Raw genomic sequence first — 14,720 nt, 5'->3', positions numbered from 1 at the left:
GGAGAGTGATGATGAAAGTGACGGTCTATGGTCCCGGTTGCGCACGTTGCCAACAGACGGCGGAAGTCGTGCAGCGGGTGCTGACGGCACGTGGCGTGCCGGTCGAGCTGGAGAAGGTCAGCGACTACGCGGCGATTGCCGCTGCTGGCGTGATGAGTACGCCAGGCGTGGCCCTGGATGGGCGACTGGTATCCACCGGCAAGCTGCCCACGGTGGCGGAGGTGGAAGCCTGGCTGGTCTGAAGGGGTGACGTGGGGGCTCATGCCAGCCCGGTTTGGCATGAGCGCAGGGTCTTGTCGTGTCGAAGTGGAGATATCGCAATGTTTCAATCCATTGGATTTGTGGGGGCCGGACGGGTGACCCGCATCATGTTGAATGCCTGGCAGCGAAGTGGTGCCAGCTTGCCACCGGTTGTGGTATTCGATGAGTCGGCGGAGGCTGTTGCGAGCCTGCGGGCGATCTTTCCCGCTGTGCAATCTGCGTCGCTGAGTGATGTGCTGGGGCAGGATCTGGTCTTCCTGGGGTTGCATCCTCCTGTCATGGCCGAGATGCTGCCGCAGATGGTTCCGCATCTGAAGGCGCAATCGGTGTGGGTATCGCTGGCACCTAGGTTGCGCTTGCCGACCCTGCAGCAGAAGCTGGGTGGGTTTGCCCGTCTCGCACGGCTTAACCCGAATGCCCCGGCCTGGATTGGGAAAGGTTTCAACCCGATTGCCTTTGGCCCGGGCCTGCCAGAAGACGCACGCCATGCACTGCTGACACTGCTTGCCCCGCTGGGTGAGGTGCCCGTGGTGACCGATGAGTTGATCGAAGCCTGTGCCGTGGTGAGCGCCATGGGGCCCACGTATTTCTGGTTCCAGTTCGAGGCCTTACGGCGTCTGGCAGAGGGTTTCGGCATGTCACCGGAGCTGGCGCGTCAGGCGCTGCGCAGCATGCTGCATGGCGCGGTGGACGTGCTGTTCGACAGCGATCTGTCGCCTGCGCAGGTGATGGATCTGGTGCCAGTGCGTCCCATGGCCGCAGACGAGGATGGCTTCCGCGCCACCTTGCAGCAGCGGGTGGGCGGCATGCATCTGAAGCTGACGACCTGACTCAGCGTTTGTGGCCCGGCTCACTCGAATCAGATGGTGGGCGTGGCACGAAGCAGCATACGCGGCCAGCCTTGTCATAGCGCACCTGGCAGGCGGCCGCGAGCTGCGCCTTGAGGCGCTGGCGCGCGCGTTGCACGCGCGATTTGGCGCCTGGCAGACTGATGCCCAGCAGGCGCGCGTACTCCGCTTGGCTCAGGCCCTCCAGGTCGCAGCGCTGGATGGCGTCGCGGTCTTCCGGCGAGAGTTCCGCCAGCACGCGTGGCAGGCATTGCGCCAGTCCGTCGACAGGGGGCGGCGCGTCGTCCTCCGCATACAGCTCGTCGGGCAGGGCCACGCTGTCGCGCTGGCGACGCAGCTGATCGGTGAGCGTGTTGCGTGCCACCTCGAAGAGCCAGGCGCGCGCGTTGTCCAGCGCACAGAAGCGTGGCCCTTGTCGCATGGCCTTGAGGAAAACGTCCTGCAGCAGATCCTCTGCCTGGGCGCGGTCATGCAACTGATGGATCAGCCAACCACGCAGCGCCCGCTCGTGCGCGTCCCAGGCCTTGAGCAGGCAGGGGACGGCAGCGGTGGCGGTATCGGCAGCGGGCATGGTGGCGGTCCGGACTCTCCGGCTCAGTATGTATCCGCCATCAGTTGTGCGCCGGACGGCATTCGTACCAGCCTTTGCTGGCGTTGACCACGCGTACTACCAGCAGCATCACCGGCACTTCGATCAGCACGCCGACCACGGTGGCGAGTGCGGCGCCGGACTCGAAGCCGAACAGGCTGATCGCTGCCGCCACCGCCAGCTCGAAGAAATTGCTCGCGCCGATCAAGGCCGAGGGGCAGGCCACGTTGTGCGCTTCGCCCAGCTTGCGGTTGAGCCAGTAGGCCAACGCCGAGTTGAAGAACACCTGGATCAGGATGGGCACGGCCAGCAGGGCGATGACCAGCGGTTGGCTGAGGATCGCATCGCCCTGGAAGGCGAACAGCAACACCAGGGTGGCCAGCAGCGCGCTGATCGACCACGGGCCGATCTTCGCCAGCGCCGCGTCGAAGGCGGCCTGTCCCTTGGCGAGCAGGCGGCGTCGCCACAGTTGCGCCAGGATCACCGGGATCACGATGTACAGCACGACCGAGGTGAGCAGCGTGTCCCACGGTACGCTGATGCTCGCCACGCCCAGCAGCAAGGCCACCAGCGGCGCGAAGGCGAACACCATGATGCTGTCGTTGAGCGCGACCTGACTCAGCGTGAACAACGGATCGCCGTTGGTGAGCCGGCTCCACACGAAAACCATCGCGGTACAGGGCGCGGCGGCGAGCAGGATCAGGCCGGCGATGTAGCTGTCGATCTGATCCGCCGGAAGCCAGGGGGCAAACAGCTCGCGGATGAACAACCAGCCGAGGAAGGCCATCGAGAAGGGCTTGACCAGCCAGTTGACGAACAGGGTCACGCCAATGCCTTTGGCATGCTTGCGCACTTCATGCAAAGCGCCGAAGTCGACCTTGATCAGCATCGGGATGATCATCACCCAGATCAAGAGGCCCACCGGCAGGTTGACCTTGGCCAGCTCCAGCTTGCCGATGGCCTGAAAGAACGGCGGGAAGGCCTGGCCCAGCAGCACGCCGGCGACGATGCACAGGAAGACCCAGACGGTCAGGTAGCGCTCGAAGACGCTCATGGATTGCGTGTCGGTGCTCATGGCGTCAGGACCGGGCAATGTCGTTCAGCGCCGCCTGCAGCTCGGCGTTGCTCATGGCGTCGAGCGGCAGAGCCAGCAACTGCAGCATGCGATAGCCGATGGCCTGACGCGTCAGCTCGAAGGCGCGGCGCTTGCCGTCTTCACCGCCCTCGGCATTCGACGGATCGGGGTAGCCCCAGTGCATCTTGACCGGGCTGCCGGGCCAGATCGGGCACACCTCGTTGGCCGCGTTGTCGCACACGGTGATGACGATGCGCATCTGCGGCGCATCCGGCCGCGTGAATTCATCCCAGCTCTTGCTGCGATAGGCCGAGGTGTCGACGCCGGCGTTCTGCAGGGCCTCGATGGCGAAGGGATTGATGCGGCCACTCGGCGCGCTGCCGGCGCTGTGCGCGCGCACATCCTTGCCGAGCTTCTGCGCGAGGTGGTTGAGCATGCCTTCGGACAGCACGCTGCGGGCGGAGTTGTGGGTGCACAGGATGAGGACGTGGGTGGTCATGGAGGTGGGGGTCAGGGTTGTTGTCCGATGTTCTTTACTTCGCGCTGGATCGCCAGGCGGTCCAGCTTGGCCAGCGGCAGGGAGGTCAGCAGTTCGATGCGACGTCGCAAGACGAGCGCAGTGTCGGTGAAGGCACGCATCTTCTCTTCGTCGGAACCTTCGACCACAGCCGGATCGGGCACGCCCCAATGCGCCGTCATCGGCTGGCCTGGCCACACCGGGCACACCTCGCCAGCCGCGTTGTCGCAGACGGTCAGCACGAAGTCCATGAGCGGCGCATCGGGGTGGGCGAACTCATCCCAGTTCTTGCTGCGATAACCCTCGGTGGGCAGGCGATAGTGCGCCAGCACGGCCAGGGCATGCGGGTTCACACGGCCCGCTGGATGACTGCCCGCCGAGTACGCCTGAAAGCGCCCCTTGCCCAAGTGGTTCATGAGCCCCTCGGCGAGGATCGAGCGCGCCGAGTTGCCGGTGCACAGAAACAGCACGTTGTAGATCTTGTCCTGCATGGCGGTCTCCTGACTCAGCAACAGCCGCTGCCGGGCGCGCAACTGTTCTTCGGGGTGAGCTTGAGGCTCACCGGCTGTACCTTCGGACTGCAACAGGCGCTGGCCTCGGCCACGCCTTCGCCGCGATTGAAGGTCGGGATGGTGGCCAGCGTGTGATAGGCCTCCCAGGCGATGCCGGCGGGGTCGCGCGCCCAGTGCTTGTCGGACTCTGCATAGCAGCAGGCCGTACCGGGTTCGCTGACCGCCGCCGCGTCGGCGGCCTGGAACTGCGCCTGCAGCGCGGCCAGTTCCTCCGCGCTGTCGACCTGGATGCCCAGGTGGTCGACGCCCACCGCAGCGCCACGCTGAGATATCGCGAAGTTGATGCGCGGGTCGTCCAGCATCCACTTGGCGTAGTCCGGCTTCACCACGGCGGGCTCGGTGCCGAACAGAGCGGAATAGAAGCGCAGGCTGTGCGCGAGGTCGTCGACAGCGACGTGGACGTGGAAGCGTTTCATGGGGCGTTCTCCGGGCAGCAGGGGGCGGGACTGACGCCGCAGGGCTCGCCGGCGCAGCAGTTCTCGGTGAGGTAGGCGAGCAGATCGTTCATGCGCGCGAAATTCGCCGAGTGGTAGATGAAGCGGCCGTCCTGGCGGGCTTCGACCAGGCCGGCCTGGGTCAGGCCCTTGAGGTGGAAGGACAAGGTGGCCGGCGGGATGCCCAACTGTTCCCCGATGCGGCCGACGGCCAGCCCGGCCGGCCCCTGCTGCACCAGCAGGCGGAAGATGGCGAGGCGGGAGTCCTGGGCGAGGGCGCCCAGCAGGGCGACGGCGTCTTTTGTTTCCATGTTTCTAGAATCATGGAAATGAAGTGCGATGTCAAGCCCACCCGGCGTGCGAGGGCGTCATGACGCTGTGCGACAATCGCCGCCTTGCCTGTCGTCCCGAAGCGCATCCCATGCTGATCCATCCGCAGTTCGACGCCGTCGCCATCCACCTCGGGCCGCTGGCCGTGCGCTGGTATGGCCTGATGTACCTGATCGCCTTCGCCCTGTTCCTGCTGCTTGGCCGCTACCGCGCCAAGACGCGGCCGGACCTCGGCTGGAGCTACAAGGACCTCGACGACCTCTTGTTCTGGGGCGTGCTGGGCGTGGTGCTGGGCGGGCGCCTGGGCTATGTGATCTTCTACAAGCCGATGTACTACCTGCTGCACCCGCTAGAGATCCTGCAGGTGTGGCAGGGTGGCATGAGCTTTCACGGCGGCTTCCTGGGCGTGCTCATTGCGCTGTGGCTATTCGGTCGCAAGAGCGGGCGCAGCTTCCTGCAGGTGGGTGACTTCGTCGGCCCGCTGGTGCCCACCGGCTTGGCCGCCGGGCGCATCGGCAACTTCATCAATGGCGAGCTGTGGGGCCGTGTGACCAGCCCCGAGGCCTGGTGGGCCATGCTCTTCCCACAGGCGCGCGAGGTCGACATCGCGCAGGCCGCGGGCAACCCGGAACTGATGCAGATGATCGCGCAGTACGGCGGCCTGCCGCGCCATGCCTCGCAGCTCTACCAGTTCGCGCTGGAGGGCTTGAGCCTGTTCCTGATCCTGTGGCTGTTCTCGCGCAAACCGCGTCCGGTCGGCGCGGTGTCCGCGCTGTTCCTGATCGGCTATGGCGCCTTCCGCTTCATCGCCGAATTCGGCCGCGAGCCGGATTCTTTCCTGGGCCTGCTGGCCTTCAACTTCTCGATGGGGCAGTGGCTGTCGCTGCCCATGGTGCTGGCGGGGGTGGCGATGATGATCTGGGCATATCGCGCCCCAGGCCGGAAAACGGCTGCATGAGCGAAGCCCTGCGCGAAGCGCTGTGGGGCTTGATGGGCGAGCTGCCCGCGCGCGACCGCCCGCTCGCGGTCGAATGCCTCGGCACCGAGCAGCGCGAAGGCTACCGCCTGGAGCATCTGCGCCTGGACATCAACGGGCTGGAGCCGGTCAGTGCGCGCTTCGTCGCACCGCGGGACGCGGCCGGCCCGCTGCCCACGGTGCTGTACCACCACACGCATGGCGGCCACTACGCCCAGGGCTGCGACGAGCTGACCGAGGGGCATCGCCACACCGAGGTAGCGGAGAGCTGGGCGCACAGCCTCACCCGCGCCGGCTTCGCCGCGCTGTGCATCGACGCCTGGTGCTTCGGCGCGCGCAGCCACACCAGCGAGCACGACATGGTGAAGGCCTGCCTGTGGCAGGGCCGCACGCTGTGGGGGCTGATGCTGTACGACGCGCTGCGCGCGGTGGATTACCTCGCCACGCGCCCGGACGTGGATGCCACGCGCCTCGCCAGCGTGGGCATGAGCATGGGCAGCAGCATGGCCTGGTGGCTGGCCGCGATGGATCCGCGCATCAAGCTCTGTGCCGAGCAGTGCGGGCTCACCGACTACGCTGCGCTGCTGGCGCAGAAGAAGCTCTCCGAGCACAACTTCTACTACTACGTGCCGGGCCTGCTGCGCCTGTGCAACTCCACCGACATCCTGGCCTTGATCGCACCGCGCCCGCACCTGGCCTGCGTCGGCAGCGAAGATCCCAAGACGCCGGGCTATGCGCACATCGACGCGCAACTGCGCGCGCAGTACACCGCTGCGGGCGCACCGCAGGCCTGGCGCCTGCATGTGGAGCCGGTGGGCCACCGCGAGACGCAGGGCATGCGCGACGAGGTTTTGCGTTTTCTGGCAGAGCACCTCTAGCGCGGGTTTTTGCGCACCGCGCGGTCGCGCGAACCCCTCCCGACCTCCCCTTGTCAGGGGAGGAGCAAATCCATTGGGCGAGTACGACTCCCTCCCCTGACAAGGGGAGGGCCGGGGAGGGGGTGTGGTGCCGCGCACACTACGCCGCAGCAGGCGCACCGCAGGCCTGGCGCCTGCATGTGGAGCCGGTGGGCCATTGCGAGACGCCGGGCATGCGCGACGAGGTTTTGCGATTCCTCGTGGCGCAGCTCTGAGCAAATCAGTTAGACTGCGCGCCGTCATTGGGGAGTAGCCTCCTGCGTACGCAGGCGCCGCATCAACAGACTTGCTCCACGACCTCATCGGTCGGGAACATGGTGCGGCGGATCCGGAAGCCCGTTCCGGTTTGGCGAGACCTTTGGCTGTGCCAGCATCGACGCGGGTCGATGGGCTGGTGCAGTCATCGGTTCATCTGCCATCGGCCCGCCACTGCCCTTTTCATGGAAGCTTTTCTCGTCTCGACCGGTATCGTTGCCCTCGCTGAAATGGGTGACAAGACGCAGCTGCTCTCGCTCGTCCTCGCCGCCCGTTTCCGTCAGCCTTGGGCCATCTGCGCCGGCATCCTGGTGGCCACCTTGCTCAATCACGCCGGTGCGGCGGCGGTGGGTGAGTGGATCACCACCTTGCTGGGCCCCGATGTGCTGCGCTGGATTCTCGGCGCCTCCTTCATCGCGATGGCGATCTGGATTCTGATTCCGGACAAGCTCGACGATGACGAGCAGCCGGGCGCTCACCGCTTCGGCGTCTTCGGCGCCACGCTGGTGGCCTTCTTCCTCGCCGAGATGGGCGACAAGACGCAGATCGCCACCGTCGCGCTGGCCGCCAAGTACCAGGCACTGAGCTGGGTGGTCATCGGCACCACGCTGGGCATGATGCTGGCGAACGTGCCGGTGGTCTTCCTCGGCGATGCGATCACGCGGCGTGTGCCGATCCGCAAGGTGCACATGGTGTGCGCGGCGGTGTTCGCGGTGCTGGGCGTGGCCGTGCTGCTCTGAGTGACCGACCCTCGCCATGCAAAAAGGCCGGCGCAAGCGCCGGCCTTTTTGCTGAGACGAGGCCTGGATCAGCCGTCGATGCGCACTTGCACGCCCGTCGCGGTGTAGATCGGCGTGACCCGGTAGCCTTCCAGCGTCACGCTGGAGAAGCTGCCGGACTGGCTGCCGCTGACGATCAGGTCCAGGGTGCTGCCGATGGCGGGCTTGTAGCCGTTGGCCAGCTTGAGGTTCAGCCGGCCCCCCAGCGTGGCGAGCCCGCTCACATTCAGGCGGCCTTGCGTGCCGTTGCCGATCACCAGCTCCAGCGTGCCGGCGGCGAGCTGGGTGTAGCGGCTGGCAATGGTGAGCGAGGAACTCGCAGCGACCCGCAGCGTACCGCCGCTGACATACACGTCGCCCTTGCCAAATGCCGTGGCGGATTGCCCGGCCAGCGTGCCCGCCTCGACCAGGGTGCCGCCGCTCCAGGTGTTGGCGCCGCTCAGATTCAGCGTGCCCGAGCCCTGCTTCACCAGGCGGCCGGCGCCGCCGATGTCGTTGCGGAAGCTGTCTTCGGCGTGGAAGCCGCCCTGGCTGCCGTCCATGGCGATCGTCACGTCGCCGTTGAAGGCGCCATAGCCGTCGGCCGCGGCGAACAGGTTCAGGCGACCCCAGCCCTCCTCATCGTTGGCCAGCGGATTGCCGGAGTCGATCTGGGTGGTCTTCAGCACCACGCGACGTTGTGCTGCGGTGAGGTAGGGCTGACGGGTTTCCAGCAGCACCTCGGCACCCTTGGGCACGTTCGGTGCGCGGCCGGCGTGGGCGGCAATCTGCGGCAGCTTGTAGCTCAGGCGCTGGGTGAAGTAGAGCTTGTTCGCGGCGTAGTCGCCGAAGCGGTCGTAATTGACGTTGCTCGTATCGGTCGTCACCGGCGTGCGTGCCTTGGCGAGCAGGGCATTGAAATCGCCCGTGCCGGTCTGCGCCATCAGGTAGTCCTGCACCTGCTTGTAGGTGGCGGCCTTGTCCATGGTGGTCTTGTTGAGGCTGTAGGCGACCACGGCGGTGGCCTGGATGCGCCCGCCCATCACGTCCAGCGGCGAGTGCATGCCAGCCAGGATGCGGCTCTCGCCCATCTCCATCGCGCGGGTGATCAGCTCCTGGTAGCGCTGCGGGAACAGGTAGGCCATGGGCAGCGCGTCGCGCCAGGCCTCGGCCGTGTGGCCCGAGGGGAAGCCGCCATCGGTGGCCGGCGTGCTGCTCTTGGCCGATTCCAGCGAGGGCACGACGATGACGTCGGTGCTCCAGCGATAGGGGCGGGCGTACTTGTAGAAGCGCTTGGCCGGCTCGGTGGAACCATCGACGATGTTGCCGCTGTCGATGAAGGTGACGGCCTGGGCCAGTGCTGAGTTGGTCTTGTCGCCGAGATTGTTGCCACTGTCATTGACGGCGGGGCTCACGGCGGCATTCGGGTCGGCCGGCGCCACGATGCTGCTGGTCTGGCCGGTGCCACTGCGCCAGATGCTGGTGAGCGGGCCCATGCCATCGCTGACCGAGAAGCCCTTGGCGCGCCGGTCGTCCATGTAGGCCGCCAGGGCTTGAGCCGTCGTGCGGCTCTGGGTCACGTTCTTCACATAGTCGATGTTGGCCTGATGCAGCGCGCTGCTGGTGACCGTGCCATCCGGCGCGGTGCCCGGCACGCCGGACCAGGTGGAGGCGGTGACTGCCGCGCAGCCATTGGCGGCGGCCAGGGTGACACCGGCATCGACCTTGCGGGTCAGTGGCTCCCACACGTCGAGGAAGCCCTTCAGCACGCGCACGCCGGCATTGGTGTCCAGCGTGACCTGGCAGGGATTGTTGCGCTGGTTGCTCGCGCCGGTGTCGACGTAGGCGAGCACGCCGGCCGGCGGCTCCGCGCTGTCGACGAAGCCCAGGGCGGCTGGCGGGGTGGGCGCGCTGGTCGTGGCGGCGGTGTCGTTGCTGTCGCTGCCGCTGCCGCAGGCGCCGAGCAGGAAGGCGGAGAAAAGGGCGGCGGCGAGGGCGGTGGGTCGATGCTGCATAGGGTGTTGCATGGTGAAGCAGGCTCCTGATGAGGCGAACAAAGACGCCGACTCTAGGCCGCCCCTGCTTCAGGTCTTTGAACGCCAGACTAAGCTTTTGCGGCAGTTTCATGACAAACGACTCAGGCTTGACGCGTCGCATCGCGACCCGGCCGGAACCCATGGCAGGGGCGTAGACTCTCAAGCGGAGGAAGGTCTGGCCGCCGTGCGTCCGACTCTTGCTTCTCCCCGTGCACCGCCCCAGCCACCCGACAAAACAGACAGCCCCCGACATGGATGCCCCCATTCCCCCTCTGCAGCGCGACGCCCTGCGTACCGGCCACGCGCTCGAAAGCCTGCCCTTCGACAACCACTTCGCGCGTCTGCCGCCGGCTTTCTATACCCGGCTCAACCCCACGCCGCTGCCCCAGGTGCACACCATCGCCATCAGCGCGGATGCCGCCGCCCTGATCGGGCTGGACCCGGCCGAGCTGCAGCGTCCCGAACTGGCCGAATACCTGGCCGGCAATCGCCTGCTGCCGGGCAGCGAGCCGCTGGCCGCGGTGTACTCCGGCCACCAGTTCGGCGTGTGGGCGGGCCAGTTGGGCGATGGCCGCGCGCACCTGCTGGGCGCCGTCGCCGGGCCGCAGGGCGTGTGGGAGCTGCAGCTCAAGGGCGCCGGGCAGACTCCGTATTCGCGCTTCGCCGATGGCCGCGCCGTGCTGCGCTCCTCGATCCGCGAATTCCTCTGCAGCGAAGCCATGGCCGCGCTGGGCATCCCCACCACGCGCGCCCTGGCCCTCATCGGCTCGCCCGCGCCGGTGCAGCGCGAGACCGTCGAGACCGCCGCCGTGGTGACGCGCATGGCCGAGAGCTTCGTGCGCTTCGGCTCCTTCGAGCACTGGAACTCGCTGGACCGCGAGACCGAGCTGCAGCAACTGGCCGACTACGTGATCGACCGCTTCCGCCCCGCCCTGCGCGACGAAGCCAAGCCCTACGAGGCCCTGCTCGCCGACGTGGCCCGCCGCACCGGCGAGCTGATGGCGCAGTGGCAGGCGGTCGGTTTCATGCACGGCGTGATGAACACCGACAACATGTCCATCCTCGGCCTCACGCTCGACTACGGCCCCTTCGGCTTCATGGAAGCCTTCGACGCCAGCCACATCTGCAACCACTCCGACCACGGCGGGCGCTACGCCTTCCGCATGCAGCCACGCATCGGCATGTGGAACCTGCTCGCCCTGGGCGACGCGCTGCGCCCGCTGATCGGTCATCCGGATGCCGTGCGCGACATCGTCGAACAGGCCTACATCCCCGCCTTCGAGCAGCGCTTTGCCGGCCTCGTGCGCGCCAAGCTGGGCCTGGCCGAAGCCCGCGACAACGACGAAGACTTCATCGGCGAAGCCTACGTGCTGCTGCAGGCACAGCGCCTGGACCACACCCTGTTCTTCCGCAACCTGAGCCGCCTGCCCGGCACCTACGCCGGCCCCGAGGCCGACGCCCCGCTGCGCGACCATTTCGTCGACCGCGAGGCGGGCGATGCCTTCCTGCGCAAATGGCGCGCCCGGCTGGCCGCCGAAGGCCGCTACGACGCCGAACGCCAGGCCGCCATGCGCGCCTGCAACCCCGCCTACGTGCTGCGCAACTGGATGGCCGAAGGCGCCATCCGCGCCGCCCGCCAAGGCGACTTCAGCGAAATCGCCCGCGTGCTCGACTGCCTGCGCCGCCCCTTCGACGAGCGCCCCGAATGCGCTCACTACGCCGCCCTGCCGCCCGACTGGGCCAGCGGCCTCGAAGTCAGCTGCTCCAGCTGAGGGAAAACATTGTCCGGGAATTGATGTAAACCTTTAGGCCCATTGCTGCGTTGAACAACAGTCGGCCATGTCGGCCGCTGTCAAATAGGAGATTGATGATGCCGCGTATTCAAAACGTTCTGCTTGCCGCCCTGATCGCCACCGCCGTTGCCGCCTGTAGCAAGACCGAGGAACCCGCTCCCGCCCCGGCCGCTCCGGCTGCCGCCCCGGAAGCCAGCGCTCCCGAAGCTGCCCCGGCCCCCGCCGCCAGCGAAGCCATGCCGGCCCCCGAAGCCAGCGCCGCTGCCAGCGAACCGGCCGCGAAGTAAGCCAAGTCAGTCGTTTCCGGCAAGAAAAAGGGCGGCCTTGGCCGCCCTTTGCTTTTGTGCGTGAAGGGCCTACTGCTCCGCGCGCAACTGCTCGCCCGAGAAGGTCCAGGTCCGGGTGACGACCAGCACGTCGGTGTCGCGCCGGATGTCCTTGGGGAAGGGGGCGAAGGGCGAGGCGAGCTGGATGATGCGGCGCGCGGTGTCGTCGATCTTCTTGTTGCCCGATGAGCGCGGGATGTCCACGCTGCTGACGCTGCCGTCGGCTTTGATCTCGATGGAGACCAGCAGGGAGTAGGGGCGGTTGAGCGCTTCTTTGGGGTAGTGCAGGGTGCCGACCTTTTCCATGCGCTGGCGCCATTCGTCGACGTAGATGGCGAAGCGGTATTCCTTGGTCGTGGGGCCGATGAACTGCTTGCGCGGGCGTTGCGCGTATTCCTGCAGTTTCTTTTCGACGATGGCCTGCTGGCGTGCGATGGCGCGCTGCTGCTCGGTCATCTCGCTGCCGTTGCTGGCTTCCGGGTGTTCCTGCTGGTCGGGTCGGCTGCGCGCCAGTTCGACGGCGGCATTGCTGCGGGCCTGGGTCATCAGCTCGCGCTGCAGGGCTTCGAGCTGCTGCACCTGCTTCTGCTTGGCTTCGAGCAGGGCGTCGCCGCTCTGTTCGCGGCTCTCGGGCGGCAGCGGCGAGGTGGGGAGGTTCTTTTCCTCGGTGGTGCCGCCGCCGGCGAGGTTGGTCTGGGCCAGCAGCTTGGCGTCTTTGGGCGGCAGGGCGTGCTTGGCGTTGACCAGCACCACGCGCAGGCCTTCGTCGTCGCGCTTGCGCGGCTCGGGCGGCGGGGTGATGAAACCCAGGCTGGCGAGCAGGCCGTGCGACCAGATGGAGACGCCCACGCCGATGCCCAGCGCGTGCACGAAGACCCAGCGCCCGGCGCGGGTGCGTGCGACGGGCGGCAGGGCGGCGGACTTGCTGGCGTGGCGGGGGCGGGCGGGGGCGCTGCGGGCGTTCATGTCGGCTGGGATTTTACGCGGCGGGCGGGCTGCCTTCGGCGCCGTCCGTCCCGCCGCTGGCTCCATTCTCCGCTCCGTTCAGGCTGTCCTCCAAGCCCTCGTCCAGCTCGCTGTCGGCCTCGCTCTCGGCGTTGGCCAGCGGCGGCAGGGTGGCCAGGTACTTGGCGCGCAGCTCGACTTCGAGCAGGTCGCTGTGGTCGATGGTCAGCTCGACGCGTTCGCCGTTGTTCAGCTTGGGCAGGGAATGCAGCTTGAACACGAAGGGGACGTCTTCGAGACGCACGATGTTCTCGCGCAGCACGCGGGCGGAGACGGTCTTGCGGCCTTCCTGGCGCAGCCAGCGCAGGCACCAGTAGCGCTCCATGCCGCGCTGGAAGTCGGCGTAGGCGTTGTAGGTCTGGTCGAAGTCGTTCATGGCCGCGGCCAGGGCGGCGGAGCCAGGCGGGAAGGGGGCCGCTTCGCCCGTGAGGTGGGCGATGAGCTGCCACTGGTTGGCGAGGTCGACGTAGCGGCGCAGCGGGCTGGAGGACCAGGCGTAGCAGTCGACGCCCAGGCCGTCGTGCGGTGCGGCGGCGGTGGTCATGCGCACCCGGCCACCGGTCTGGGCACGGTAGATGGCAGGAATGCCGGCTTCGTGCAGCAGCTTGCCCCAGGTGGAGTTGGCCAGGATCATCAGTTCGGCGACCAGCTTGTCGAGCGGCGAGCCGCGCTTGCGGCGCTCGATGCGGATGCGGCCGGGGCCGTCGGCGGTCTGCTCGTCCCAATCCACGTAGTAGTTGAAGTCGAGCATGTTCTGGTTGGCCGAGGGTTTGCCGCGGCCGGCTTCCAGCACGGTGGCGAATTCCCACAGGGTGACCAGCTCGCGCTTGTAGGCGAAGTCGGGCGTGCCGGCAAAAGCGTTGGCCAGGGTTTCCTCGTTGAACACCGGCTCGATGTCGTGGTGGCGCAGGTTGGCCACCACCGGCACGCGCTCGATGGTGGAGCGATGACCGGCGATGCTGTAGTCGGCATTGACCTCGACGTACAGCGACAGCGCGGGGCGGGCCTGGCCGGCGCCCAGCGTGAAGGCTTCCACCAGTGCGTCGGGCAGCATGGTGATCTTGTTGCCGGGCATGTAGACCGTCGACAGGCGCTCGCGGGCGATGGTGTCGAGCGCGTCGCCGGGGCGGATGCCCAGGCCCGGCGCGGCGATGTGGATGCCCACGGTCCACCCGCCGCCGGTGCGCGGCGTCAGCGACAGGGCGTCGTCGATCTCGGTGGTGGTGGCGTCGTCGATGGAGAAGGCCTCGACGGCGGCCAGCGGCAGATCGTCCGGCGCGCTCGGGATGGTCGGTTCGCCGAAGCCGGTGCCCTGCGGGAAGTACTCGAAGAGGAAACGGCCGAGGTGGAAATCGTGCGTGGAGGCGATGGCGCCGGCCTTGAGCATGAGCTTGGCGACCGACAGGCCGGAGGCTTCGCAGGCCGCTTCCAGTGCCTTGGTCTCCAGGCGGTTGCGGTCCGGCCGGTACATCAGTTGCGGCAGGATGGGGGCGAACTCGGCCGGCAGCGTGCCGCCCAGCAGCTCGTCTTTCATACGCGCGATGGCCTCCTGCTGCAGGCGCTTCTTTTCCTGTGCGGCCAGCGCGGCGGCCAGGATGTCTGGCGGCGCCTTGCGGAAACGGCCACGACCCTTGCGGTGGAAGTGGATCGGCGAGCCGAACAGTTTGACCAGCAGGGCGGTGGACTCGATGGCCGAAGGGGTGTGACCGTAGTAATCGGCGGCGAATTCGGCGAAACCGAACTCGTCATCACCACACATTTCCCACAGGAAGTCGATTTCCAGCGCGGCGGCCTCGGCCTCGGCGCGCGGCAGCAGTTCGCCGGCGGCCGGGCTGGGGAAGCGCAGCAAGATGTTGGCGGATTTGAGCTTGACGCGCTTGCCGGTGGAAGTCTCGACTTGCAGCGAGCTGTCGTTATCAGCGAGGATCGAACCGGTCTTGAAAGACCCGTCCTCTTCGAACAGCACATTCATGATCTTGGGGGAGGCTGGCGCGGAAAACGCCGGATTATACCGGCTCACCCCCGCGC

At 67.3% G+C, this 14,720-nt stretch carries 16 protein-coding genes and 1 riboswitch; of the genes, 7 read left to right on the top strand and 9 right to left on the bottom strand.

Features of this window, described 5'->3' with window-relative positions:
* Positions 1-8: 8 nt before the first annotated feature.
* Together NMB43_RS17840 and NMB43_RS17835 are read left to right on the top strand one after the other, a co-directional pair.
* Positions 9-242 carry a thioredoxin family protein gene (locus NMB43_RS17840; protein WP_494349513.1) on the top strand — a complete coding sequence of 78 codons (234 nt, stop codon included), beginning with the start codon at positions 9-11 and terminating at the stop codon, positions 240-242.
* 78 nt (positions 243-320) lie between these two features.
* Complete coding sequence (locus NMB43_RS17835) at positions 321-1,091, top strand: pyrroline-5-carboxylate reductase family protein (RefSeq protein ID WP_494349512.1); 771 nt, start codon at positions 321-323, stop codon at positions 1,089-1,091.
* Between the two features lies 1 nt (position 1,092).
* Here NMB43_RS17835 and sigZ read toward each other — a convergent pair whose 3' ends face one another.
* From sigZ to NMB43_RS17805, 6 genes are read right to left on the bottom strand one after another with little or no spacing between them, the layout of a single operon-like run.
* Positions 1,093-1,680: an RNA polymerase sigma factor SigZ gene (sigZ, locus tag NMB43_RS17830; RefSeq protein ID WP_494349511.1), complete on the bottom strand. Its 588-nt coding sequence runs from the start codon at positions 1,678-1,680 to the stop codon at positions 1,093-1,095.
* Positions 1,681-1,720: 40 nt separating this feature from the next.
* Positions 1,721-2,773, bottom strand: coding sequence for an ACR3 family arsenite efflux transporter (arsB, locus tag NMB43_RS17825; protein WP_494349510.1), 1,053 nt, complete (start codon positions 2,771-2,773; stop codon positions 1,721-1,723).
* Positions 2,774-2,777: 4 nt separating this feature from the next.
* The gene (locus tag NMB43_RS17820; RefSeq protein ID WP_494349509.1) at positions 2,778-3,272 is read right to left on the bottom strand and encodes an arsenate reductase ArsC; all 495 of its coding nucleotides are present in this window, start codon (positions 3,270-3,272) and stop codon (positions 2,778-2,780) included.
* 11 nt (positions 3,273-3,283) lie between these two features.
* On the bottom strand, positions 3,284-3,781 hold the full coding sequence (locus tag NMB43_RS17815; RefSeq protein ID WP_494349508.1) for an arsenate reductase ArsC: 498 nt from the start codon (positions 3,779-3,781) through the stop codon (positions 3,284-3,286).
* Between the two features lie 14 nt (positions 3,782-3,795).
* Positions 3,796-4,278 carry an ArsI/CadI family heavy metal resistance metalloenzyme gene (locus NMB43_RS17810; RefSeq protein ID WP_494349507.1) on the bottom strand — a complete coding sequence of 161 codons (483 nt, stop codon included), beginning with the start codon at positions 4,276-4,278 and terminating at the stop codon, positions 3,796-3,798.
* Positions 4,275-4,607 carry an ArsR/SmtB family transcription factor gene (locus NMB43_RS17805; protein WP_494349506.1) on the bottom strand — a complete coding sequence of 111 codons (333 nt, stop codon included), beginning with the start codon at positions 4,605-4,607 and terminating at the stop codon, positions 4,275-4,277. Before NMB43_RS17805 ends, NMB43_RS17810 begins: the two co-directional genes overlap by 4 nt.
* A gap of 110 nt (positions 4,608-4,717) precedes the next feature.
* Here NMB43_RS17805 and lgt point away from each other — a divergent pair, with 110 nt between their 5' ends.
* The 3 genes from lgt to NMB43_RS17790 all read left to right on the top strand — a co-directional run bounded on the left by lgt (position 4,718) and on the right by NMB43_RS17790 (position 7,514).
* Positions 4,718-5,584, top strand: a complete 867-nt coding sequence (lgt, locus tag NMB43_RS17800; protein ID WP_494352166.1) for a prolipoprotein diacylglyceryl transferase — start codon at positions 4,718-4,720, stop codon at positions 5,582-5,584.
* On the top strand, positions 5,581-6,480 hold the full coding sequence (locus NMB43_RS17795; RefSeq protein ID WP_494349505.1) for an alpha/beta hydrolase: 900 nt from the start codon (positions 5,581-5,583) through the stop codon (positions 6,478-6,480). Before lgt ends, NMB43_RS17795 begins: the two co-directional genes overlap by 4 nt.
* 271 nt (positions 6,481-6,751) lie before the next feature.
* Positions 6,752-6,867, top strand: a riboswitch (yybP-ykoY riboswitch).
* Between the two features lie 92 nt (positions 6,868-6,959).
* Complete coding sequence (locus NMB43_RS17790; protein WP_494349504.1) at positions 6,960-7,514, top strand: TMEM165/GDT1 family protein; 555 nt, start codon at positions 6,960-6,962, stop codon at positions 7,512-7,514.
* 68 nt (positions 7,515-7,582) lie between these two features.
* Here NMB43_RS17790 and NMB43_RS17785 read toward each other — a convergent pair whose 3' ends face one another.
* Positions 7,583-9,559: an acid phosphatase gene (locus NMB43_RS17785; RefSeq protein ID WP_494349503.1), complete on the bottom strand. Its 1,977-nt coding sequence runs from the start codon at positions 9,557-9,559 to the stop codon at positions 7,583-7,585.
* A gap of 260 nt (positions 9,560-9,819) precedes the next feature.
* Between NMB43_RS17785 and NMB43_RS17780 the strand changes: the two genes are divergently transcribed.
* Positions 9,820-11,340: a protein adenylyltransferase SelO gene (locus tag NMB43_RS17780; protein WP_494349502.1), complete on the top strand. Its 1,521-nt coding sequence runs from the start codon at positions 9,820-9,822 to the stop codon at positions 11,338-11,340.
* A gap of 98 nt (positions 11,341-11,438) precedes the next feature.
* Positions 11,439-11,648: a hypothetical protein gene (locus NMB43_RS17775; RefSeq protein ID WP_494349501.1), complete on the top strand. Its 210-nt coding sequence runs from the start codon at positions 11,439-11,441 to the stop codon at positions 11,646-11,648.
* Positions 11,649-11,717: 69 nt separating this feature from the next.
* Here the strand turns inward: NMB43_RS17775 and NMB43_RS17770 are convergent, their stop codons facing one another.
* Both NMB43_RS17770 and NMB43_RS17765 read right to left on the bottom strand, forming a co-directional pair.
* Positions 11,718-12,653: an energy transducer TonB family protein gene (locus tag NMB43_RS17770; RefSeq protein ID WP_494349500.1), complete on the bottom strand. Its 936-nt coding sequence runs from the start codon at positions 12,651-12,653 to the stop codon at positions 11,718-11,720.
* Between the two features lie 13 nt (positions 12,654-12,666).
* Entirely contained in the window at positions 12,667-14,664 is a 1,998-nt protein-coding gene (locus NMB43_RS17765; RefSeq protein WP_494352165.1) for a ribonuclease catalytic domain-containing protein, read from the bottom strand.
* Positions 14,665-14,720 lie beyond the last annotated feature (56 nt).

The sequence above is a fragment of the Uliginosibacterium sangjuense genome, assembly GCF_059132465.1.
The sequence above is the reverse complement of the archived record's forward strand: the minus strand, read 5'-3'. Positions and strand labels throughout refer to the sequence as shown.

Bases quoted from the DNA above. Each gene is read 5' to 3' on its own strand.
- NMB43_RS17840 (WP_494349513.1), top strand. From the start codon at position 9: ATGATGAAAGTGACGGTCTATGGTCCCGGTTGCGCACGTTGCCAACAG.
- NMB43_RS17835 (WP_494349512.1), top strand. From the start codon at position 321: ATGTTTCAATCCATTGGATTTGTGGGGGCCGGACGGGTGACCCGCATC.
- sigZ (WP_494349511.1), bottom strand. From the start codon at position 1,680: ATGCCCGCTGCCGATACCGCCACCGCTGCCGTCCCCTGCCTGCTCAAG.
- arsB (WP_494349510.1), bottom strand. From the start codon at position 2,773: ATGAGCACCGACACGCAATCCATGAGCGTCTTCGAGCGCTACCTGACC.
- NMB43_RS17820 (WP_494349509.1), bottom strand. From the start codon at position 3,272: ATGACCACCCACGTCCTCATCCTGTGCACCCACAACTCCGCCCGCAGC.
- NMB43_RS17815 (WP_494349508.1), bottom strand. From the start codon at position 3,781: ATGCAGGACAAGATCTACAACGTGCTGTTTCTGTGCACCGGCAACTCG.
- NMB43_RS17810 (WP_494349507.1), bottom strand. From the start codon at position 4,278: ATGAAACGCTTCCACGTCCACGTCGCTGTCGACGACCTCGCGCACAGC.
- NMB43_RS17805 (WP_494349506.1), bottom strand. From the start codon at position 4,607: ATGGAAACAAAAGACGCCGTCGCCCTGCTGGGCGCCCTCGCCCAGGAC.
- lgt (WP_494352166.1), top strand. From the start codon at position 4,718: ATGCTGATCCATCCGCAGTTCGACGCCGTCGCCATCCACCTCGGGCCG.
- NMB43_RS17795 (WP_494349505.1), top strand. From the start codon at position 5,581: ATGAGCGAAGCCCTGCGCGAAGCGCTGTGGGGCTTGATGGGCGAGCTG.
- NMB43_RS17790 (WP_494349504.1), top strand. From the start codon at position 6,960: ATGGAAGCTTTTCTCGTCTCGACCGGTATCGTTGCCCTCGCTGAAATG.
- NMB43_RS17785 (WP_494349503.1), bottom strand. From the start codon at position 9,559: ATGCAACACCCTATGCAGCATCGACCCACCGCCCTCGCCGCCGCCCTT.
- NMB43_RS17780 (WP_494349502.1), top strand. From the start codon at position 9,820: ATGGATGCCCCCATTCCCCCTCTGCAGCGCGACGCCCTGCGTACCGGC.
- NMB43_RS17775 (WP_494349501.1), top strand. From the start codon at position 11,439: ATGCCGCGTATTCAAAACGTTCTGCTTGCCGCCCTGATCGCCACCGCC.
- NMB43_RS17770 (WP_494349500.1), bottom strand. From the start codon at position 12,653: ATGAACGCCCGCAGCGCCCCCGCCCGCCCCCGCCACGCCAGCAAGTCC.
- NMB43_RS17765 (WP_494352165.1), bottom strand. From the start codon at position 14,664: ATGAATGTGCTGTTCGAAGAGGACGGGTCTTTCAAGACCGGTTCGATC.